Origin of the sequence: Pseudovibrio sp. W74 (assembly GCF_001623085.1) — a bacterium.
Taxonomy (GTDB): Bacteria; Pseudomonadota; Alphaproteobacteria; order Rhizobiales; family Stappiaceae; genus Pseudovibrio.
The window spans coordinates 249,472-272,687 of the sequence record NZ_LMCJ01000002.1; the positions used below are offsets into that span (position 1 = coordinate 249,472).

General features: G+C 49.0%; 13 protein-coding genes and 1 pseudogene. 10 read left to right on the top strand and 4 right to left on the bottom strand.

Features of this window, described 5'->3' with window-relative positions; translation table 11 throughout:
* Nucleotide 1 precedes the first annotated feature (1 nt).
* Genes PsW74_RS01905 through PsW74_RS01915 form a run of 3 tightly spaced genes read right to left on the bottom strand, consistent with a single transcriptional unit; the run spans nt 2 to nt 3,041 of the window.
* Nucleotides 2-823 carry a carbohydrate ABC transporter permease gene (locus PsW74_RS01905; protein WP_063287692.1) on the bottom strand — a complete coding sequence of 274 codons (822 nt, stop codon included), beginning with the start codon at nt 821-823 and terminating at the stop codon, nt 2-4.
* Nucleotides 820-1,773, bottom strand: coding sequence for a sugar ABC transporter permease (locus PsW74_RS01910; protein WP_063287691.1), 954 nt, complete (start codon nt 1,771-1,773; stop codon nt 820-822). Before PsW74_RS01910 ends, PsW74_RS01905 begins: the two co-directional genes overlap by 4 nt.
* On the bottom strand, nt 1,770-3,041 hold the full coding sequence (locus tag PsW74_RS01915) for an ABC transporter substrate-binding protein (protein WP_063287690.1): 1,272 nt from the start codon (nt 3,039-3,041) through the stop codon (nt 1,770-1,772). The genes PsW74_RS01910 and PsW74_RS01915 overlap by 4 nt, the downstream gene beginning before the upstream one ends.
* A gap of 1,007 nt (nt 3,042-4,048) precedes the next feature.
* On the opposite strand from PsW74_RS01915, the gene hmgA reads away from it, so the two are divergent.
* From hmgA to PsW74_RS01940, 4 genes are all read left to right on the top strand, one after another.
* Nucleotides 4,049-5,413, top strand: a complete 1,365-nt coding sequence (gene hmgA, locus PsW74_RS01925; protein WP_063287689.1) for a homogentisate 1,2-dioxygenase — start codon at nt 4,049-4,051, stop codon at nt 5,411-5,413.
* Between the two features lie 113 nt (nt 5,414-5,526).
* A complete protein-coding gene (locus PsW74_RS01930) occupies nt 5,527-7,053 on the top strand; it encodes a Fic family protein (RefSeq protein WP_063287688.1) in 1,527 nt (508 codons plus the stop codon).
* 367 nt (nt 7,054-7,420) lie between these two features.
* Entirely contained in the window at nt 7,421-14,983 is a 7,563-nt protein-coding gene (locus PsW74_RS01935; RefSeq protein ID WP_082830446.1) for a type I polyketide synthase, read from the top strand.
* Nucleotides 14,983-16,344: an aminotransferase class I/II-fold pyridoxal phosphate-dependent enzyme gene (locus PsW74_RS01940; RefSeq protein ID WP_063287687.1), complete on the top strand. Its 1,362-nt coding sequence runs from the start codon at nt 14,983-14,985 to the stop codon at nt 16,342-16,344. The genes PsW74_RS01935 and PsW74_RS01940 overlap by 1 nt, the downstream gene beginning before the upstream one ends.
* A 19-nt stretch (nt 16,345-16,363) precedes the next feature.
* Here PsW74_RS01940 and PsW74_RS01945 read toward each other — a convergent pair whose 3' ends face one another.
* Complete coding sequence (locus tag PsW74_RS01945) at nt 16,364-17,131, bottom strand: SDR family NAD(P)-dependent oxidoreductase (protein WP_063287738.1); 768 nt, start codon at nt 17,129-17,131, stop codon at nt 16,364-16,366.
* A 244-nt stretch (nt 17,132-17,375) separates the two neighbouring features.
* Here PsW74_RS01945 and PsW74_RS01950 point away from each other — a divergent pair, with 244 nt between their 5' ends.
* From PsW74_RS01950 to PsW74_RS29215, 6 genes and pseudogenes are all read left to right on the top strand, one after another.
* The gene (locus PsW74_RS01950) at nt 17,376-18,557 is read left to right on the top strand and encodes a polysaccharide biosynthesis/export family protein (RefSeq protein WP_063287686.1); all 1,182 of its coding nucleotides are present in this window, start codon (nt 17,376-17,378) and stop codon (nt 18,555-18,557) included.
* 176 nt (nt 18,558-18,733) lie between these two features.
* Entirely contained in the window at nt 18,734-20,104 is a 1,371-nt protein-coding gene (locus PsW74_RS01955) for a hypothetical protein (protein ID WP_063287685.1), read from the top strand.
* 10 nt (nt 20,105-20,114) lie between these two features.
* On the top strand, nt 20,115-20,882 hold the full coding sequence (locus PsW74_RS01960; RefSeq protein WP_063287684.1) for an ABC transporter permease: 768 nt from the start codon (nt 20,115-20,117) through the stop codon (nt 20,880-20,882).
* Nucleotides 20,882-21,538, top strand: a complete 657-nt coding sequence (locus PsW74_RS01965; RefSeq protein ID WP_063287683.1) for an ABC transporter ATP-binding protein — start codon at nt 20,882-20,884, stop codon at nt 21,536-21,538. Before PsW74_RS01960 ends, PsW74_RS01965 begins: the two co-directional genes overlap by 1 nt.
* A 15-nt stretch (nt 21,539-21,553) precedes the next feature.
* Nucleotides 21,554-22,858 carry a capsular biosynthesis protein gene (locus tag PsW74_RS01970; protein WP_063287682.1) on the top strand — a complete coding sequence of 435 codons (1,305 nt, stop codon included), beginning with the start codon at nt 21,554-21,556 and terminating at the stop codon, nt 22,856-22,858.
* Nucleotides 22,855-23,216 (top strand): annotated as a pseudogene (locus PsW74_RS29215) (capsular biosynthesis protein); the annotation flags it as partial. The gene PsW74_RS01970 and the pseudogene PsW74_RS29215, both read left to right, overlap by 4 nt.

A 23,216-nucleotide genomic window follows, 5' to 3' on the forward strand; every position in this document is an offset into this window, starting at 1 on the left:
TTTAGCCCTTGGAACCGCTGTTATTTTTGCCGTCAGCGGAGAAATACTTCTGGAAGAACAAGAAGATAACGAGTGGAAGGATGGAGGTGATGATGGTTGCAACAGCACGCTGATCCCAGTTGGGCTCATAGGCGCCGGAGATCGTAGAGAGCATTACCGGAAGCGTCGCATTTTCCCGCAGGAACAACATTGGCAGCAGAAGGGAATTCCACGTCCACATAAACTGCAGGATGCCAACTGCCGCCATCGCCGTAATCGTGTTTGGTAGCACGATAAAAAAGTAGGTCCTTAAGTGCCCGCATCCATCCACCTGCGCCGCATCAATCAGCGACCGAGGGAAGTTGGAGAGGAAGTTTTTGACCAGCAAAACAGCCCAGGCAAACGACAGTCCAACAAACGGAATGACCACAGACCAATAGGTATCAATGAGCCCAGTCTCTCGCCATAGCTTAAAAAGCGGGATGATAACCACCTGATTTGGAACAACAAATGCATTCACAAGAATGAGCAGCAAGATCCGGCGAAACGGAAACTTGAGATAGTGAAACGCATAGGCCGCTGCTGGCGCAAACAGGACTGGAAGGACGGTTGCAAAGCTGGCAACAGCCAGCGAATTGAGAAACGCCCGGCCAATCGGATAGTTAACCCAAACCTCACGCCAAGCATCCAGCGTGAACGTAAACGGCTCGATCGTCCACCACCCACTGGTGATTTCCCCTTCCGGGCGAATGGACATAGCAATGATGCCAACCAGCGGAATGATCCAGACAAGAGCCACGGACCCCAGCACATACACAGGCCATTTGGGAGTTTGATTGATCATTTGCTCTCCGATGCCTTGTCCAGAATGAGTGGGATGGAACAGACGATAACCGCGAGCAGAAGCACCACCGTACTTGCAGCGCCATAGCCCTGCTTAAAGTAGATGACAGACTCCTGATACATAAAGTAACCCACTGTTTCCGTTACTCTAATCGGACCTCCTGCTGTTAGAATATGGATCATATCAAACGCTTTGAGGCTATTGAGCAGGTTGATGAAAATCGCAATACGTACACCGGGAAGGCTAAGAGGCGCCATGATGTACCGCAGGATCTGGAAGTGAGAGGCACCATCCATATGAGCCGCTTCAAGCTGGCTTTTCGGGATCGCCTGAATAGCCGCATAGCAGGTGAGCAATGGCAGACCAGCTTGCGTCCAGACATAGGCAGCAACAACGCCCCAGATTGCGGTAGATGGTTCACCCAGCCAAGGCGAGGCCCAGCCTTCCAGCCCAACAAGGCGCAGAATGCCGTTGAGGAGGCCAAAGTCCGGCTGCAAAATACCCAGCCACATCAAGCCACTAGCCGTCTCTGAAATGCCATAGGCTGCGAAGATTGCCACACGGAACGGCGCGGTCTGCTTGGGAGCCAGACCGGAAATCAACGCAACACTCCAGCCAATAGCAACGGAGATGCCGGTACACGCCAACGTCCAGGTGAGTGTCACACGCAAGGCATTCCAAAAGTTCGCATCACTGAACAGCTTGGTGTAGTTAGAAAAACCCGCAGGTTTCGGCTGGCTCAATCCGGTCCAGTCCAGAAAACTCACACGGATCGTCTCGAATAACGGATAGAGCACGCCGATGCTGAAGAAGATCAATGTCGGCGCCAACAGAGCAAATGCAATCCAGTCAGCGCGGCGCAGGTTACCTCCGAAGAGCCGGGTGGCGAGGCCCGCAAAGGGCCCCGCCTGGGTCTGGGAGGTTAAGATAGACCCATGTTGTACACTCATTGATAAAGCTCACTCGCTTTTGCTTCGAGTGCTGCTGTGACACTATCAATGCTCGCATCGCTTGGGTCGCGAAGGAACTTTTGCAAGCTAATACGGAATTCACCGCTCAACTCAGCTGGCAAAAGGTCATCAAGAACAAAGAAAACATCGACGAGCGGCAAAATCTGAGCGTATTTGCGCACAATCGGATCATAGGACGAGGGATCCACATTTGCGCTCGGGGTTGCAAGGTTCTGCGCCGCGATAATTGCAGAGCCTTCCTTGCTCAGAACGAAGTCGATAAACAGTTCTGCCCCTTCCGGGTTCTTCGCTTGCTTCATCACAAGGAAGTTCTTGCCATCGACACTCATTGCATTGCCGTATTCCGGCTTGATCACCGGGAACTGCATGTATGAGTAGTCTTTGATTGGCGTCAGCCCATACTCATTCTTGGCGCGCTGGTTTGCCCAGGAGCCAATCAGCATGAAGCCTGCCTTTTTGTTTTTCAGCACGGCATCCGCAGCATCTGTCCAGTGAGAGCTAAGCATCGCGCCAGGCTCAGCACAGCAGTCAGCTTCCAGCATGTCACGCAGATTGCGGAAGGTTTCCTTCACCCGGTCGTCGGTCCAGGCCACCTTGTGTTCAGACAGCTTTTTCGCAAATGCAGGGCCAGCCGTGCGCAAAAGCGCGTTTTCAAACCATTCGGTCTGCGCCCAGCTTCTCGCACCGATGGAAACAGGCAACATGCCGATTTCTTTCAGGGCACTGAAGGAACTCAGGAAGTCTTTCCACTGAGTAGGCTCACCAGCAATGCCTACCTTTGCCAGCGTATCTGGACGATACCAGACACCAGAACGGTTGCCCGCGATAAAGTAAGCACCATAGGTTTTACCGTCATGCTTCGCCAGATTACGCCAGCTGTCATTCAGCGCTTGAGACCAGCCATACTGCTCCCATGCAGCATCAATTGGGCTGATCAGGTCGGCGGCAACCAGTTCCTTCTCAAAGGAAGGCCATGTGTTGAGCAGCAGATCAAACTCTTCTCCAGACAACATCGCTGAACGAATGCCAGACCGCGGATCATCCCCACCTGCTGCCGGGTTGATGTCCTTGATCTCATAATCCGGATATTTGGCCGTAAAGCCCTCTTCGAGTGCGATGATCAGATCACGCTCTGAACCACCCAACCAGTTGAAGATCACCAGCTCTTTTTCAGCTGCAAATGCGGTCCCCCCCGCAAATGTCATTGCGGCAATCGCAAGGGCGGATGCCGAATTCAATATTTTCATAACAAGCTCCCAAATATGAAACGTTGTCAACTTAGTTAGATTTCATGAGAGATGTCTAGAAAAATTTACGTATTTTTGATGAGAGGTTAATGCTTGCTACGTCGAATTAGCAATTTTTATAAGATGTTATTGCCATTTGTGATGATCAAAATTTCTCATACATAAATTTTGGATAAATGTACTTTTCGGCTAATCAGCCGCAGAATCTGACTCGTATTCTTGATGATATTAGCAACTTAAATCAGTTCTAATTAGAAAGGTTTCAACTTTTATTTTGCTGAAAAAACACCATCCGCACCTAAAATAAGATGCTCCAATTACAGCCTTTTGGGCTGACGATCAGCTCAGTAATGATGAAAAGAAGATTGAATATAGACAGGCCTGAAACATCGCTATTTTCACATGAGCCACGGCAATTTACCTTGGCAAAGTGTACTGCCACTGCCTGAAAGCTTTGAGAGGTGGAAGGCCCGTCTTCAGGCTGACAACCACGATGGCAAGCCCCCACTCACCAACGTTTTTACGCGCCCAACTCAACCTGAAAACGGACCTAAACGGAAGCATCGCCTCCTTTATCTGAAACAACCGGGAAACCCTGATCTCCAAAAAGCCGAAGCCGATCCAGCTGCAGGATCCACACCCTTTGCATAAAAGCAGGCGATAAAAGGCACACCTGCTCCTTACGAGGTGAATGACATCCTGCTGTCAGCTTCATCAGACAAGCTGCCCGGTTGCTGGCTATCACCCTACTGCCACTGAGGATTTAGCCAATCCACGGATCATGGGTGCCGCAGTTTGAAGGGTCAGGATTGTTAGCAGGTAAATCAGTAAAGGCTCATGGCCCTGCCATTATCGTCACGTAGTTTTCAGGAGATGAATTACCTCCCTCAGATCGCGTTGATTGCGCCGATCCGGTTCTATGGTCTGATGCCTCCACCCAACCCAGGTCCAGAGATACTGCGGCGCAGCCCTCTTTGAAACTCGTTGGTGACGTTTTGGAGTGAAACATGGAAAGTCCGACAGATCAAAACACAGCAGCCACCCATGACAGTCACTACGGAACCCAGCCAGGATATATGGTTGGGTTCGGAAATGATTTTGAGACCGAGGCTTTAAAAGGCGCCCTGCCTCAGGGACGCAATTCCCCACAGCGCGTTGAATACGGATTATATGCTGAGCAGCTCTCCGGCTCACCCTTTACCGCCCCTCATGCAACGCTCGAACGATCCTGGCTTTACCGCATTCGCCCATCTGTTAAGCACTTGGGCCGGTTGCGGAAAGTCAACCATCCTTACTGGATGACCGCGCCTAACAAAATTCCAGATGTGGTCTCACTCGGTCAATACCGTTGGGATCCAACGCCCTTCCCTGAGGACCAAAACCTCACCTTCATTGACGGTATCCGCACCATGACAACAGCGGGAGACGTGGGCCTGCAAATGGGCATGGCCGCGCATGTCTATCTCGCCAATACAGACATGGAGGACGAGTACTTCTACAGCGCCGATGGAGAACTGCTGGTTGTGCCTCAGATCGGGCGATTAAAGATCGCAACCGAGTTTGGTGTGATTGATCTTGAACCGCTGGAAATCTGTATTTTGCCACGTGGTATGGTGTTTAAAGTGAGCTTGCCTGACGGCCAAGCCAGAGGCTTCATCTGCGAGAATTATGGTGCCAAATTTACCCTTCCCAACCGTGGGCCAATCGGCGCCAATTGCCTTGCAAACCCAAGAGATTTCAAGACACCAGTCGCGCAGTTTGAAGACATTGAACACCCATGTCATGTAACTATAAAGTGGTGCGGCGAGTTCCACCAAACGACTATTGATCATTCACCGCTGGATGTGGTCGCATGGCATGGCAACTACGCCCCCTATAAATATGACTTACGCCACTTCGCCCCCGTAGGCGCCATCAGTTTTGACCACCCGGATCCATCAATCTTCACCGTCCTCACAGCTCCCACAGCGGAAGAAGGCACGGCCAACATCGACTTCGTGATTTTCCCACCTCGCTGGCTGCCGCAGGAAGACACTTTTCGCCCGCCCTGGTACCACAAGAACATCATGTCAGAGCTGATGGGCAATATTTACGGGCAGTACGACGCTAAACCACACGGCTTTGTGCCCGGAGGCATCAGCCTCCACAATTGCATGCTGCCCCATGGCCCGGATCACGAAGCTTTTGAGCAAGCTTCTCACAACAGCTGGGACCCTGTGAAGTTAAAAGACACCATGAGCTTTATGTTCGAAACTCGCTTTCCGCAGCAACTCACTGAGTTTGCAGGCAACGAAGCTCCGCTACAGGACGATTATGTGGACTGCTGGTCAGGTTTAGAGCGCAAGTTTGATGGCACAGCTGGCCTAAAATAACGCTTTTTCATGAGCTCTGTCGGTTTTTCAGGGCTCAGACTAAAAAATGACAGGTATTCACAGAGCTTACTGATTGCGCTATATTTCGTGATAGTTTTTCACGGAGATAGTGCATGAATAAGCCTTTTTCACAGGCTGTAACAGTTTTTCACGAAAGCTGGCTTCCTGTGCCCGCAACTCCGGCGGGCTATTCAGCACTTATTGATGCATACGATTTGAGAGTGCCGATCCCGCACACTCTATGCGCCATTGGCGATCGCCACAAGATCATAGAGCAGGACGGCTGGCGGATCTTCACACCTCGTCATGCACCAGAACCAAAATTACTGGGTCACCTCACTTTTGCCTTGAAAAACGAAGGGTTGGACCTCGCGGTATTGAAGCGCCTGTTCCTTGCATGCGGGCCTGAGCCTGTTGAGGAGCTGGTAAGATCTCGCCCGACGGGCCGTTATACAAGACGCATCTGGTTTCTCTATGAATGGCTTTTGGGTGAGCTGCTGGACTTGCCAGATGTCGAAACTGGCGCATATGTGGATGCGCTTGATACAACAAAGCAATTTGGCGGCAGCACAGTACCTTCTCCACGTCACCGCGTACGCAACAACCTGCCCGGCACACCTCAATTCTGCCCTCTCATCTTTCGCAATAAAGATTTGGAGGGCTTTCAGCAGGCCAAGCTGCAAGAAAAAGCCATGGATGCGGCGGCATCCGTCCCTAAAGATCTGCTCGCCCGCACTGCAGCCTTCCTGCTTCTGAAGGACAGCAAATCCAGCTTTGCCATTGAAGGCGAGCGCCCTGCCCATGACCGTATCCAGCGTTGGGGCCGCGCCATTGCTGACGCCGGAAAAACACCCCTGAGTATCGAAGAGTTTCTCCGCCTACAGCACGTTGTGATCGGTGATGACCGCTTCGTACATATGGGCTTACGAGAGGAAGGTGGCTTCGTTGGTATGCATGACCGCGAGACCCGCATGCCAGTGCCAGACCATATCAGTGCCAAACCGGAAGACTTGAGAAGTCTGATGAAAGGCATGATCGACTTTGCACAGGACTACGCCAAGCATCTGGACCCGGTTCTCGCCGCCGCTGTTCTCGCCTTCGGTTTCGTTTATGTGCACCCATTTGAAGACGGCAACGGAAGGTTGCACCGCTACCTGATCCACCACGCACTGGCACAACGCGGCTTCAATCCATCCGGCGTCGTCTTCCCGGTATCTTCGGTTATTCTAGAGCGAATCGATACTTACCGACAGGTGCTGGAGAACTACTCCTCCCGCCTTCTTGGCAAGATTGACTGGCAACCCACAACTCATGGCAACCTGACCGTGACGAACGACACAGCCGACTTCTACCGATTCTTTGACGCCACCGCCCACGCAGAATTCCTCTACGCCTGTGTAAAACGTACGGTTGAACACGACTTACCGGAAGAAGCGCGCTTCTTGCAAAACCATGACCACTTTCAACGCGAACTAAACCAAGTCGTAGACATGCCTACCCGCCTTGCAGATTTACTCTTCCGATTCCTGAATCAAAATAATGGAAAACTCTCACACCGAGCCAAGGCCAAAGAATTCGCAGCGCTTACAGATGAAGAAACGAAGAGAATTGAAGATATTTATGAAAAGCGTTTCACATAATAATGCGAACATACCACCAATAAATCAAAATAAAATCAAAAATTTATAAAACTTAAACTAGATGATACATAAACGCACAACTTCACACCTACGGCGTTTCATTTAAATGCGCAATGAATAATAAATATGAAGTATAAATAGACTACGACTAAGAAACCAAAACATTAAAAATCTAAGCAACGACAACTTACAAACAGACAACGTAGAGGTAACAATTCTCACTCTTACATTAACTCCTCCAAAAATATCTGTTGAAGCATTTTTTTTTGAAAGTACATTCCTCTCTAAGTTATATATGGAACTTTAAGTTTAGATACAAACATCACTGTTTTGGATGTTGTTCCCTAATTTGAGTGAGTTTTGCTGCGTGTTGGAAATTGTTGGCCTATCTGTTCGTGTTCCTGGAGCTTCAAGCAAGGAAGAGTTGTGGAATCTGCTGTGTTCAAAGCGGAATAGCATCTCCGAAATCCCTGCTGATCGCTGGTCGCACTTCAGGTATCTGCATCCGCGCATTTCAGAGCCCGGCAAAGCGTATACTTTTAAAGCAGGTGTCCTAGATAATTTGTGGGACTTTGATCCTACAGCTTTTGGCATTTCTCCCCGAGAAGCAGAGCAAATGGATCCTCAGCAGCGTATTTTGCTGCAGCTCACCTGGGAAGCTATTGAGGACGCAGGCATATCGCCAGATACCATAGCTGGTGATCATGTGGGCGTCTATGTTGGGGCATCTGCGCTTGATTATGCCAACGAAAGTCTGTTCGATCCTAATGTTGCGACCGGTCACTTTATGACTGGCAATACGCTTTCTATTATTTCAAACCGCCTCTCTTATATATTCGACCTTAAAGGCCCAAGTTTTACTGTCGATACTGCTTGCTCGTCTTCTCTGGTCGCTCTCCACGAAGCCTATCGTGCGTTAAATTCTGGCAGAATTGACTGCGCTATTGTCGCTGGTGTCAACGTGCTTGCCAGCCCTTTTCCTTTTGTAGGCTTCGCACAGGCAACTATGCTGTCTCCTGATGGGCAATGCAAAGCTTTCGATGCGGGTGGCAATGGTTATGTACGCTCTGAAGGTGGCGTTGCACTTGTCATCAAAAGAAAAGACGCACCGCGCTGGAAAGGTCAGCGCTCCCACGCAGATATTGTTGCCGTCGATGTAAATTCAGATGGTCGTACCGTGGGCATGTCACTTCCATCGGATGTCGAGCAGGCAAATCTTCTCGACCGTGTCTACAAGGCACATGGAATTGACCCTAATCAGCTTGCATTTGTCGAAGCTCATGGCACAGGAACCCGTGTTGGTGATCCGGCAGAAGCCGGATCAATCGGTCGTACGATTGCGCAGAAGCGACGCGCACCGCTTCCTATCGGCTCAGTTAAAACCAATGTAGGCCATCTGGAACCGGCTTCAGGACTTGTAGGTCTAGCGAAGTCTGTACTGGCACTTCAGAACGATCATTTCCCGGCAAGTCTTCACTTTAACGAGCCAAACCCAGACATTGACTTTGATGCTCTCAACATTCATGTCGCGAGCGAAGGTGTAGAGCTACCACGGAGTGAGAGCCCGAGATATGCCGGAGTGAACTCGTTTGGCTTTGGCGGAACGAACGCACACGTCATTCTCAAAGATCCGGAGTTCAAGACAGATAATGTCGAGCAACTCACTCAGCCAAAAACCGTAAGCTCATTGTTCTTATCAGCACCGACAAAGGAAGCACTGGTTGAGCTTGCAAGTGGTTATGCGCGTGATGGGGCTCTGACAGAGCAAAGCAACCATAAGATTTGTGCGGCCGCCTTTCATCGCAAACGGATTTTCCCGGAAAAAGCAGTGTTTTCTGGGACTGATGTTGAGATTCTTAAGGCTACCTTGTCTGACTTTGCATCTGGTCAGAAGAATGCAAACGTCATTTACTCCAATAAAGCTACAAACCCAGGCAAGTGCGCTTTCGCGTTTTCTGGCAACGGAGCACAGTGGGCTGGCATGGGCCGCGATGCCTATGTTGCCAACCAGACCTTCAAGATTGCTTTTGAGAAAGTTGATGAGCTTTTCACAAACCTTTCTGGCTGGTCCCTAAAAACCGAACTGTTCAGTGAGACACTTGACGATGCTCTGAAAAGAACGAACATTGCGCAGCCATTGCTGTTTGCGGTTCAGGTTGCTCTTTGTCAGGCGCTTGAGGACTACGCATTAAAACCAGACATGGTTCTGGGTCACAGTATTGGCGAAGTTGCAGCAGCACATGTCGCGGGTGCTCTCACGTTGGACGCTGCTGTAGCGCTGGTCTATCATCGGTCAGCAGAACAGGAAGTCGTTGCAGGCCATGGGACCATGGCAGCACTCGTCCTCCCCGCTGATGAAGCCCGACAGCTTATCTCTAAAAGTGGATTTGACTCCCTTGAAGTCGCGGCCGAGAACAGTCCGAAATCTGTTAGCTTGTCTGGTACAAAAGAAGACATTGACGGGTTTGCAAAGTTTGCACGGGCCAATCATGTCGCCTTCAGAAAAGTTGCGCTGAATTACCCATTTCACAGCCAGCTTATTGACCCCGTTGAGCATCCATTCCGCAACGCAGTCGGGACTGTAACCGCGACATCTGCGCAGGTTCCATTTATCTCAACCGTTTACGGCGCAATCTCAGATGGCAAGGATCTCAATGCAGACTATTGGTGGCGGAACCTTCGCAAGCCAGTATTGTTCTCCAAGGCCGTTGCTACCGCTCTTGATCTCGGCGCAGAAACCATTATCGAGATTGGTCCAAAACCGATCCTGCAAAGTTATCTACGCCAGGTTGCTGCTGAAAAAGGCGGAAAAGGATCTGTACTTTCCAGCCTTTCGAACGAGCAATTTGGTGGAACAGACCCAATTATCAATCTCGTCGCCCGTGCTTTTGTCGCAGGCATCAATGTTGATACGGATAAACTCTTCGGCAAGAACCCGGATGAACCCGTTAATCTGCTCCCACTCCCCTGGCAAAATAAAAGCTACCGCTTTGAAAACAGTGGTGAGGCCAATATGGGCATTTTCAGGGGTGGAGATCATCCGCTTTTAGGTTGGCGCCCAAACGCTATTTATAACGTCTGGACCACTCATCTGGACCGCTTCACAGTTCCATTTCTAGAAGATCACGTCATCAACGGACAGATGATTTTCCCTGGGGCTGGCTATGTTGAAATGGCTCTTGCTGCCGGTTCCGCTCTTTATGGAAGTGTCGCTGTAGAACTGCGGTCTATGGATATATTGCAGGCGCTCGTATTGAGCGACGAATATCTGACCGAAGTTCAAACCGAAATCTCCGAGGAAACTGGGACTGTTAAAATTTCCAGCCGGATGCGCCTGAGCGGAGATGACTGGACGCTGCATGCCGTCGGCAGGGTTGCAAAACTGGAGACTCCAGCACCAAACATTCAACTCAACTTTGAAGCGGCCCAGCTCATCAACACCGGTGAGGAAATTTACAAAGCGGCGCTCACATACGGACTTGAGTTTGGGCCACGTTTCCAACGCACCCAAAATGTCTCTCAGGTAGATGAGGGTACATTCATCGTCCACCTGTCTGCACTTGAACATGACGAGCTGGTTTCTTCCTTTGGCATTCATCCTGCTGAACTTGATGGATGTTTCCACGGCCTGCTCTCCCTGTTCAAAGAGACAACATCTCAAAACAGTCGCCCAAAAGCATATGTTCCAATTTTCTTTGATAAGATTCGCCAGTATCAAACAGGCGCGTCCCCAGCCTATGTTCGCATTCAGGTCAAACGTGCCTCTGAACTCTCTATTTTGGCAGACTTCCAGATTTTCGATGAAGATGACAACGTCATTATTGCGATTTCCGGAGGCCGCTTCCGTGCAACCGAACTGGGTCGTAAAGATAACCCGTCTGACCTGATCTATCGCGTCGAAGCAGAGCTGCAGCGAAACCCAGCGACCACAGTTGCAAAACTCAACCATAGCTTCCCGGCAATTGAAGACTACGTTGCTGAAAAGTTCCGTACTGTTGAAGATGAAGCTGAGCGTGAAGCGTATTTGCTACTCAATGCGGCAGCTCAACGAACAGCATTTGATATTATCTCAAAGTTTGCGGATGGCGAACAGACTGTTTCTGTTGAGGACTTACCAAATAATCATCGTCGGTATTTCGTCACTCTTTTGACGATCCTTCAGGAAGCCGGAGCCGCGACAGAATGTGGGATAAACCGCTTTGAATTGAACAGCGATTTTGAGCTTCCTGATTTCGATCTGCTGGTTGAGAGTGTACTGGAAGAAAGCCCGCAAGATATCGCTGCTGCAACCATTCTTGCAACCACACGCAAATTCGTTCTCGATAGCCTTGACCTTGATAGTTTTGAGGACAACGGTTTCGAACATTCCAGTGCGATGCTCGAGCAATACTGGTACTCCTCTCCGGAAGCACAAATACGCAGCCAAAGCATCTCTGAATGGCTCAGAACCGCGCTTGGAAACTGGGACACAGACACACCGCTTCATGTACTGGATCTAAGCGGCTCAGGGCTGAATCTGGCAAAAGATATTCAGCAGATACTCCCTAGCCAAGTAACAAAGGTTTCGATCGCTGACAGCAATCACAAAAGCGCCGCGCGTTTGTCTGCCAGTGTTCTGGATGAGCCAAACATCGCTGTATTTGATACGAGCAATCTGGACAGTAACCACACTTGGGATGCTGCGTTAGAACAGGGACCATTCGATGTAATTGTATCATCAGGTCTTCTTCACGAAGCATGTCAGAGCGAGGCAAACCTTTTCGAAAAGCTCGGGCAATCACTGTCAGGAGGCGGACAGTTCCTCGCGATTGAACCACTTTCAGATGTTTTCCATGATGTTGCTTTTGGTTTGTCTGAAGACTGGTTTGCCGGCTCAATCTCCGACGAGTATCCAGTCGGTCCGCTGAAAACAAGCAATGACTGGCTGGATCAGTTTACCTCAACATCATTTAATGCTCCGATCGCAATTGAGGCACTCAAAGAAGGTGCATCAATTGTTTTGCTGAATGCGACTACAAAACCTGTAGACGTAAGTCAGCAGCTTGATCCAACAGCCGATTTGCCTGAGAGCAAGGCCATGGTCATTCTGGCAGGCAACTCAAAGCTGGAGCAGGAAATTGCGAAGGCTATACAGAGTGATGAGAGATTAGCAGCCTGTAATATCAAGCTTCTGGATGCAGATAGTGGGCAGTTCGACCTGAATGAAGCCAGCGGTTGGAAGTCCGCGCTTGCTGGTTCTGCTTTCCTTGATGCTGAACTCAAAACCATCATCCATCTGTATGGTCTGGCAGAGGCCGGTGATGCCCCTGTAGACCAAGTCATGAAGCGCTGTGCAACTTGTGTTGGCCTCGTAAAGGCTTATCCAGGTTTAGCCGGTCAGCTCGCACTTGTTGCTCCAGGTGGCAGCGGTCATAACGCTGAACTCGAAGCTCCTGCACAAAGTGCCGCCTGGACGTTTGCACGTGTTCTTGGCAATGAGGCTCCAGAACTGACACCTCTTACCCTCGATGTTTGCATTGAAAAAGGTGTCGAAGGTATTGCCTCCGACATACTGGAGGCCGTTCTCTATCAGAATATAGAGAATGAACTCCATCAGCCGCAAAAAAGCCGAGTAGTTTCACGTGTTAAATCCGGGTTTGGTCAATCCACCTGGAAACCTGCAGAGAATGTTGAGCTGAACTTCTCAGAAGCAGGTTCTCTCAACCATCTGAACTGGCGTGGACAGCAACGTACTGAGCCATCTGAGGATCATGTTGAGATTAAAGTCGCCGCGACTGGCTTGAACTTCCGTGATGTTATGTGGACTTTGGGCATGCTTCCAGAAGAAGCACTTGAAGACGGTTATGGCGGGCCTAATCTTGGCCTGGAAATTTCAGGTACTGTTACACGTACTGGTGAGAATGCTGGCGACCTGTCCGTTGGTGACAAAGTAGTTGCCTTTACGTCTGGTGGATACTCTTCCTATGTCACCTGCCCTAAATTTGCGGTGGCGAAACTGGACCAAAGTCAAGATCTTGTCTCTGCTGCGACTTATCCAGTTGCATTCCTGACCGCTTATTACTCGCTCATCCATCTTGGTGAACTCAAAGAAGATCAATGGGTTCTCATTCACGGTGGCGCCGGCGGCGTTGGTCTTGCAGCACTGCAAATTGCAAAGCATGTAGGTGCGAAGGTCATTGCCACCGCTGGGTCTGAAGAAAAACGAGAGATCCTTCGTCTGCTCGGTGCCGATCATATTCTTGATTCTCGCAGTTTGCAGTTCCCAGACAAGGTCATGAAACTTACTGATGGAAAAGGCGTACATTCAGTCTTGAACTCGCTTGCAGGCGAAGCGATGGAAGCAAGCATCAATATTGTACGCCCGTTTGGCCGGTTCCTTGAGCTTGGCAAACGAGACTATTACGCAAACACCAAGATCGGTTTGCGCCCGTTCCGTCGCAATGTCTCTTACTTTGGGATCGATCTGGATCAGATCCTGCTGCATGATAGTGATCTAGCACGCAAGCTCATTGAAGATGTCTTTGAGCTGATCAAAGACGGCACTTTCACACCATTGCCTCACCGCGTGTTTGAGGGTCGCAATGTTCAGGATGCCTTCCGGCTCATGCAACGGTCCGGGCACATCGGCAAGATCCTGATCACGCCACCAAAACCTGAAGAAGTTAAAGTTCCGCAAGAGCATACCTCTCTCAAATTCGCTCAGGATGGTCATCATGTGGTGATCGGTGGTCTTGGTGGCTTTGGCTTGGAAATCTGCCGCTGGTTGGCTGATAATGGTGCACGGCGTATTACACTCACAAGCCGGTCTGCAAAGGTGAGCGAGCAACACGAAAAGCTGTTTGAGGCCTTGGCAGAAAAAGGCGTAACTGTCTCCGCGGTGAGCTGCGATGTCACGGATAGAACAGCTGTTCACGGCTTGCTGAGCGAACTGCGCCAGTCCGCACCACTTAAGAGCATCACCCATGCTGCGATGGTGTTGGATGATGGCATTATCCAACAGCTGGACGAGAAGCGGTTCCGCAAGGTGTTGGAGCCAAAAATTCAAGGTGCAAGTCTGCTGGATGAGCTGACCCGTCAAGACGAGTTGGACCAGTTTATCCTGTTCTCCTCTGCAACCACCCTGATCGGGAACCCTGGCCAGTCTCATTACGTCGCTGCCAACGGATATCTCGAAGGACTTGCAAGAGCCCGCCGCAAAGCTGGCAAACCTGCAATTGCAGTCGGCTGGGGTGCGATCGGCGATGTGGGCTTCCTTGCCAGAAATGCTGAGGTTTCCGACAAACTTTCCAGGCATCTGGGTGAAGCAACCATTAAGGCTCGCGAAGGTCTGGATATCCTGAAGCTTGCCATGGAGCAGGATGATGGGTCTGCGCCAGGTGCCGTGGTTCATATTGGCCGTTTTGCATGGGCAGCAGCTCATCAATCTCTATCACTGTTGAGCAAGCCGCTCTTCCGCGAAATCGTTGGCCGCAGCGATACGGATGGAGACAGCGACGGTGCGACAGATATCCTGTCTCTCATTGAAGGCAAGTCGGATACAGAGGCCAAAGAAATTGTCGCTCATATTCTTGCCGGTGAAATTGGCCGCATCCTGCGCCTACCAGCAGAGGACATTTCTCATCAACGCCCACTTGCGGAGTTTGGAATGGACTCCTTGATGGGGCTTGAACTGAGAATGGGAATTCAGAAACGCTTCAATCTGGAGATTCCGCTGGTATCTATTTCGGGCGGAACGTGTTTGGATGACTTTGCTGCGCAGATCCTACAGAAGCTTCGCAAACGCGAAGGTGGAGAGGCTTCTGCTGAGGATGGCTCTCACAACGTTCTGGCCAGCCAACACCTTTCCGATGATCTGGATGACGCTCAAAAATCAACTGTGCGCGAAATCCTAGATACTCATCAGGACAAAACAGCAAGACTTTTGAACTAATGGCCAAATCAGACAAGAAAAAACTAAGCAAAGACGACCGGTTGAATGCTTTGAGCGCTGTCAGGCGCTCGAAGTCTGCGCTTCCAAAGCAGAAGGCTGCCAAACCTCAAGCTGATAAAGCAATAGCTCCGAAATTTGCTGACCTTCCGGGGTTTAAGGAAATTCGTCTTCAGAAAGCAGCGGCGGATCTGTTGCAGATCAACAATCCCTTTTTCCGTGCGCATGACGCACGCGCAGGGGCAACGACACTGATTGACGGAGAAACTTACCTTAATTTCTCCTCCTACGATTATCTCGGATTGAATGGGCATGAAAAGGTCCAGGAAGCTGCCAAAACAGCCGTCGACCACTATGGCATTTCAGCCAGTGCCAGCCGGGTTGTTGCTGGCGAGCGTGTAATCCATACCGAGCTTGAAAAGCTCATTGCTCGGATGCACGGCGTTCAAAGTTCTGTTGCTTTTGTCAGTGGCCATGCAACAAACGTCACCAGCATTGGCCAGTTGATGCAGCCGGATGATCTGATCATTCATGACAGCTACATTCACAACAGCATCGTCACAGGCGCAAAGCTTTCTGGTGCTGTTCGGCAATCCTTCCCCCATAACAATTTCGAGGCACTGGAAAACATTCTGGAGCTGCGCGCCCATAAACACCCGCGTACACTGATCGTGGTTGAAGGCGTTTATTCAATGGACGGGGACTACCCGGATCTTCCACGTCTGATTGAGATTAAAAAGAAATACGGTGCCTGGCTCATGGTCGATGAGGCACACTCCATCGGCATTCTCGGAGAGACAGGCCGCGGCCTCGCCGAGCACTTTAAGGTTGACCCGAGAGATGTTGATATCTGGATGGGCACGTTCTCCAAAACATTAGCTGGGTGCGGCGGTTACATCGCTGGCTGCAGTGATTTGGTTGACTATCTCAAACTCACAGCCTCAGGTTTCGTGTTCAGTGTCGGCATTGCCCCGCCAATCGCAGCAGCGGTTTGTGAAGCCATTCGCCTCCTCGAAGCAGAGCCTCACCGGGTACAGGCAGCTCAATCAAACGGGCAATATTTCCTTGAGAAGGCTCAGACTGCAGGTCTTGATACTGGTGTCAGCCAAGGCTGTGCAGTTGTTCCGATCATGATGGGCGATTCATTAAAGGCGACTGTTTTGGCTGCGCGTTTGCTCGATCGCGGGCTCAATGTATTGCCAATTATCTATCCGGCAGTTCCAGAAAAATCAGCTCGTCTGCGCTTCTTCATCACGTCAGAACATACTGAAGAGCAATTAGATCTGGCGATCGAACTGGTGAACGAAGAAATAGCGAATTACGATAGTAATCCTATTTCAATTCAACAGGTTATGTCTGCTTAATTAGTGATATGAAATTAAATCAGCGCTGATAATTAAAGCGCTGATTTGCCAATCTGCGCAGTTTCCAGGGCAGCAGCTTTCCGATACGAATACTCAGCGCCAGTTGCCATGGGAACGCGTAAAACGCCTTTTTCCGTGCAATCGCTTTCATTATTGAAGAAGCAGCTTCCTCTGCCGTGTATTCATAAGGCCGCCAGCTTTTAAATTGATCGGCCATCGGCGTCAGAATATATCCCGGACAAATCACAGATACCGACACCCCCCACTTATAAAGGTGGTCCCGCATCGCTTCACCATACGCGATCACACCAGCTTTTGAGGCCCCATACGCAGGTCCATCAGATATCGGTTGCATTCCTGCCAACGAGCTGATCAACGCAATTCGCCCACATTTACGCTGCTGCATAAATGGTGCGACCGCAGTCAACACATTGACAACTCCCCCGAGGTTAGTCGCAATCTGAGCATGTGCTGTCTCAGCCGTCTCGACAGCGCCATCAACCTCATGCGACCCTGTGATACCTGCATTAGAAATGACCAAATCGAGAGGCGTGTGCCGCTCTAACTCTTCAACCCAGTTTTGAAGAGCCACCGCATCGCAAACATCAAGCGCTTTCCAGAACACAATGCCCCCTACTCGCTCAACCTCACGCACAGTATCAAGCAGCCGCTCCTCATTTCTCCCAGTCAAGCAAAGAGTTACGCCTTCACCCGCATAGGAAACAGCCAAAGCTCTCCCCAACCCGGAGCTGGCACCTGTGATGAGAATCGATCTCGGAGAAAACATAATAAAGGGGCTCCAAACAACGCGTATTTCATTTGTTTTGGCAAACAGATAGTTAACGTGCAACCTAGATTCTCCAGACTGCATCAGAAGCCCAACTTTCTCCAAAGAAAACAACAGGTAGTTGAGCTAGCTTCCCTTACTAAATTTGAATTCTATCTCAGATTGAGGTATTAGTCTCTTTATTAAAGCTGGATATTTTTGACATGCGTATTTTTGATCTGGCGGTAAAGTGGATAGAAGTTTTATGAATTTATTTTTCAATTCGACTGATGTGAGGTCGGCTCAAGTATATTCAGGTTTCTTTAAATCCATTGCCATCATTGCTCCCGTCTTAGGCATGTTGTCCGGCTGTGCTGCACTACCTTCAGCTGGCCCAGTATCTTCAGAGATCCAGGCCGCCTCTTCAGATCGACGAACGGAACCCTTTGATTATCATCTCATTGATCTTGATGACTCGGTTGTTTCAGTGCTTTCAGCCTATCAGCCGAATGGACTATCAAAAGTCTTCACAGGTGGAAAATGGGCGCCAAAACACATCGTTGGCGTTGGCGATACTGTTTCTGTCGTCGTCTGGGAACAGGGCAATGACCGATTATTTACACCGGATGGTCAAGCTGGAGGCGTCGAACTTGGCCCGTTCATGGTCAACCAAAGCGGTGCAATCACCATTCCGTATGTGGGTAAGGTGAATGCGCGCGGAAAGTCTGTCGAACGGCTTCAAGAAGCGCTCCAGGTTGCCCTTGATCGCAAAGCTACTAACCCGCAAGTCATTGTTACATTAGAACAAAACGCCAGCAGCTTGGTCACAGTGAATGGTTCGGTTAAGAAACCAGGTCAATATCCTCTAGACTTAAGTGGCAAGCGTTTGCTCGACGTTGTCGCAAACGCAGGTGGCAACGCATCACCAGCAACTGAGAGTTATGTATCCATTTCGCGAAATGGGCGCCAAGCGAAACAGTTGCTCAGCACTGTTTTCCAGACGACGGACGAAAATGTCTATGTTCGTCCAGGAGATCGAATTTTCGTTACACATGACCCACAGACCTTCACGGCCTTTGGTGCCGTTCCTAAGGTCGGTGAATACCCAATTCAAGCATCAAATGTTTCACTCGTTGAAGCATTAGGCCGTATCGGTGGTTTAGATCAGAATGCAGCAAATTCTCAGGGTCTCTTTGTTTTCCGCTATGAAGATCCGCAAGTTATCTCACAACTTAAATCAGAGTATTATGGTACAAACTCAGGTAAAGTTCCTGTGATTTATCGTTTGAATATGAGAGATGCCCGATCCTACTTCAAAGGACAACTTTTTTCACTACGAGATAAAGATGTTGTCTATGTTTCAAGCGCGTACGGTACTGAGCTAAATAAATTCATTAGAATCTTGAGCGGTACATTAGCCATCAGCAAAGCAGCAAGTACCTTTTAAATTTGATGAAATTTGAACACATAACCGATCTAGTAATTTTTGTTGAAGTAGAACACACTTCCCAATTCGACTAGTCGTGGTATGATTCTGTTCAAATTCGCTGTTTTCATTTTTAAAAGTTTGGCTAACGCCTAACGCGACAACTAAATTAACGATTGAAAAGGTGATGAACCGGCATGGAAAAAGCGACAACGGCAAATGTTGCAGAAATTCGCCCTGCACTGCCGAAAATTTCCAACAACGAGTCACCTTCACAAGACTTAAAAGCGACTAAAACAGCAGCAGCAGGAAAGCCAAAGTCTCCTCTCAAAAAGGTTGCATCTGTTGTCGCACTTCCGATTGAAAGGAAATGGCAGGAAGCCGACATAGGGGCGAGAAGTTTTTTTAATTTGCGAGGTTTAAGGCCTCAGCAATTGAGACGAAAAATTCTTGCTCTTTCGTTTCTGCTTATGGTTGTTCTTCCAAGCATTCTTGGGGCAACCTATTTCTTAATAATAGCATCCGACCGTTATTCTTCGACAGTCGGTTTTTCAGTACGCGGAATGGACGGATCATCAGCTGGGGGAGACTTCTTAGGCGCTTTAACCGGATTAGCTAGCGTAGGTACGACAACCACAGATTCATTTATCCTAATGGATTATCTGGAAGGTCGTGAAGTCGTCGAGCGCCTGTCCAAAGACGAAAGCATACTACGCCATTTCAGCGAAGATAATGTTGATTTCATCTACCGCCTTGATCAAAGCTTACCAATTGAAGAACTCGTCTCATATTGGCAATCTATGATTACCACAAGCTTCGATAATACATCGAGTATTATCGAAGTAGAAGTTCAGGCATTCTCACCAGAGATGACTGAACGTATTGCTTCACGCGTTCTTTCATATGGCGCAGAACTCGTAAATACACTTTCTCAAAATGCACGTCGCGATGCTGTAAAATTTGCAGAAGAAGAAGTTCGCCGTGCTGAACTGAGATTGAAAATGATCCGCATGCGCATGAAAGACTTTCGTAGCGCAGAGAGTTCTATCGATCCGACGAAAAATGCTGAAGTGCAAATTGAACTCATTGCCGGCCTTGAAAAGAAACTTTTAGACACAAGATCGCGATTAGCGACCCTCGTTGGGACAATAGACGAAAGCTCGCCGACAATTAGGCAGTTAAGAAAGCAAGAGGAAGTTTTAATCAAGCAAATCTTGAGCAAACGCGATGAAATCAGCGGAAGAACTCTTACGCCACAGCAACAAGCAACCGATGGGACGGATCGACTGTCTTCATTGTCCGCACTGTTGGCAAACTACGAAGAATTGGTAGTTGAGCAGGAGTTTGCCCAAAAGGCTTATACTGCTTCGCTGGCTGGTTTAGAGCGTTCACGAGCAGAAGCAGATCGCCAACAAAGATATCTCGCTGTTTTCAGACCGCCATCAAAGCCACAAGAAGCAATCTATCCAAGACGCCTTATCAATTCAGTCATTCTGTTTCTTGGGTTACTTTCCATCTGGGCACTTGTTATTGTTATAGCATATTCAATCCGCGATCACCTGAAGTAGTTTAGAGAGTATGGACGGCGTTATCACTACACAAGCAAGGGTTGTCGCTGCATTAGTCCTTCGTGAAACACGGACGGCATTCGGAGATACCCAATTGGGATATCTGTGGGCTATTGTTAATCCTGCTCTGAGTACGCTTGTGTTAGTACTCATTTTCTCAAGTATTGGAAGATCACCAGCGTTTGGAACCAGCTTTGCACTATTTTTTGCAACCGGCATTTTACCATTCCAAGCATACTCAAAGCTCTCAGGTTCTCTTATGACAGCGATAAATTCAAGTCGCGGCCTATTGAGCTATCCGTTAGTAAGCGAAACTGATATCTTCGTTTCGAAATACATCTTAGTTGTACTGACGTATTTAATGATTATTATTGTGTTTTTTTCAATGATAATCTGGGGCGATGGTGCACCGTTACCAGTTCAAGTTGAGCAGTGTGCTGCAGCATTTATAGTTCTTACTCTACTTGGGATGGGGGCAGGAGTCACAAACGCTGTACTGTTCAGACTTTGGCCGACCTGGAAGCAATTAGAATCTATCATAAGCAGACCACTCTTTTTTCTATCAGGGATATTTTATGTTCCAAGTGACTTTCCAACTCACATCGTAAAAATTCTCGCCTGGAACCCTATTCTCCATGGTATAGAATGGTTCCGTGAAGGATATTATGGCAATTATGATAGTATCGTATTGAGTAAACCTTATTTTTTTGTCTGTACTACCATTCTTCTTCTATTGGGCTTCTTTGGAGAGAGATTGTATCGAAAGAAGTCTATCTGATGATCGAGTTTCAAGATGTGCGTAAAACATATCGCCTTAAGGGCGTAACCAAGACTATACTAAAAGGTGCAACTACAAGTTTTCCAAAAGGCAGAAATATTGGTATTCTGGGGCATAACGGTGCCGGGAAATCGACACTCATGCGTTTGATTGCTGGTGCGGAGTTACCTGATAGTGGTCGAATTAGACGCAATGTCAAAGTGTCCTGGCCCCTTGGCTTCGGAGGTGGTTTTGCTGGGAAAATGACAGGCATCGAAAATGTTCGTTTCGTGGCTCGGATGTATGGTGAAGATACTGAGCGGATGGTTGAGTTCGTTGAAGAATTTTCAGAGCTTGGATCGTCAATGACACTACCAATCCAAACGTATTCAAGCGGCATGAAGGCACGTTTGGCGTTTGGTGTCAGTATGGCAGTAAATTTTGAATGTTACTTGATCGACGAAATCACAGCCGTTGGAGATGCACGATTTAAGCGCAAATGTGATGAAGTGTTTGAGACAAAGCTTAAGCACGCCAACATCATCATGATCTCACATTCTGAGGCAACCATCAAAAAACTCTGCGATACTGCCTGTCTGCTGAATGAAGGTGAGTTAACTATGTATGATTCTGTTAACGAAGCGCTTGCTCAGCATCGCAAAAATCAGCTTAAGTAGTTGAGTATAGGCACTATGTCAGTTCGATCAGTTCTTATTTTGCAATCCCATCCTTCTGCCTTTTGTCGGGCGCTTGTTGATGAATTTGAAGCTCGCAAGATCAGGTACACCATTGTTAACTTTTCGCTTAGTGACTGGTATTTTCGCGTTGGGTTGGGGGCGAAAGCTTATTGGGGGCGGTTGAAGAACTGGCAAAGCAAGTTGGAGCAGCTGATTGATGAGAATGGCGTTACAGACATTCTCTATTATGCAGATCGGCGACCGTATCACCGGGTAGCGCATGATGTTGCCATGCAACGGGGCATCAACACGTTTGCCTATGAGTTTGGCTATATGCGCCCGGATTGGATCACGCTGGAGCGTGGTGGCATGGGAGTGTACTCGCACTTCCCGAATGATCCGGCGCAGATTAGACAAAGCGCCGCTGACTTGCCGGAACTGGCAGCTACAAGCCGTTTTCCGCATGCGTTTTTGCAGGAGGCGACCAATGAGGTCATCTGCAACCTGATTCCGATCTTCTTCCCGTATCTATTCCCGTTTTATCAGCGGGATCGCTACTATCATCCGTTCAGGGACTATTTCAGCTACATTCCGCGCCTGATGCGCCAGAAGCGGCTTGGGCAGGAAGCGGAAGAAGCAATCAACACGCTCATCAAAGAGCAGGCCGAGTATTTTGTCGTCCCTATGCAAATGCAGGGCGATTATCAGATCAGGCATCATTCGCACTACAAACATCTGTCCGGTTTCATTCGCGAGCTATACAGCACGTTTTCGCTAAGCGCTTCAGCTGAGAGTAAGCTGGTGTTCAAACTTCATCCGTTTGACAACAACGTTGAGAACTGGCCGAAAGTCATTCGCGAGATTGCTGCGGAGTTCGGTTGTTTGGAGCGCACAATCATTATTGACGGTGGCAATCTAAATCAGTTGCTCAGGCATTCGCGCGGGTGCGTGTTGGTGAACAGCACGGTTGGTATGGAAGCACTGAAAAGCGGCGTACCAGTGAAAGCCATGGGTATTGCTGTCTATGATATTGCCGGATTGACGGACCAGCGGTCTCTGGATGACTTTTGGAGGGAACCAGCTCTACCGGATGCTGACCTTTATCACGACCTGGAAAAGCTTATGGGGCATACCATTCAAGTTCATGGAAGCTTTTTTAATCCCGAAGGTCGGAAGATCGCGGCGCAAGAGTTTGCGAAACGCATGATGGGTGATGGCGTCAACGGACATGGCGCGTTTGTTGAAACGCCGCCACGTCTGGCGCAAGCCAAAGCTGCTGGCGTTCCCATCCCGGAAAATTGTTACTGGAGTGACAAATGACTTCAGAAAACAAGCGCTGCATATTGCTGCTGCAAGGTCCACTTTCCAAATACTACGCCCGCACTGCACACCATTTGGAGAAACTGGGCGCAAAGACGCTTAAGGTCCATTTTTGTGGCAGCGATGTCCATGACTGGGAGCAAACAGAAACCATCCATTTTTCTGAGCCTGCTGAGAACTGGGCTCTTTTTCTGGAAGCCTTGATTGTTGCGCATGGGGTCACTGATATTCTGCTTCATGGAGACCGGCGCTACTACCATAAAGTCGCCATTGGTGTTGCCAAGCGTTTGGACGTCACCATCATTGCAACCGAGCTTGGCTATCTGCGTCCGGATTGGATGACAGTCGAGTATGGCGG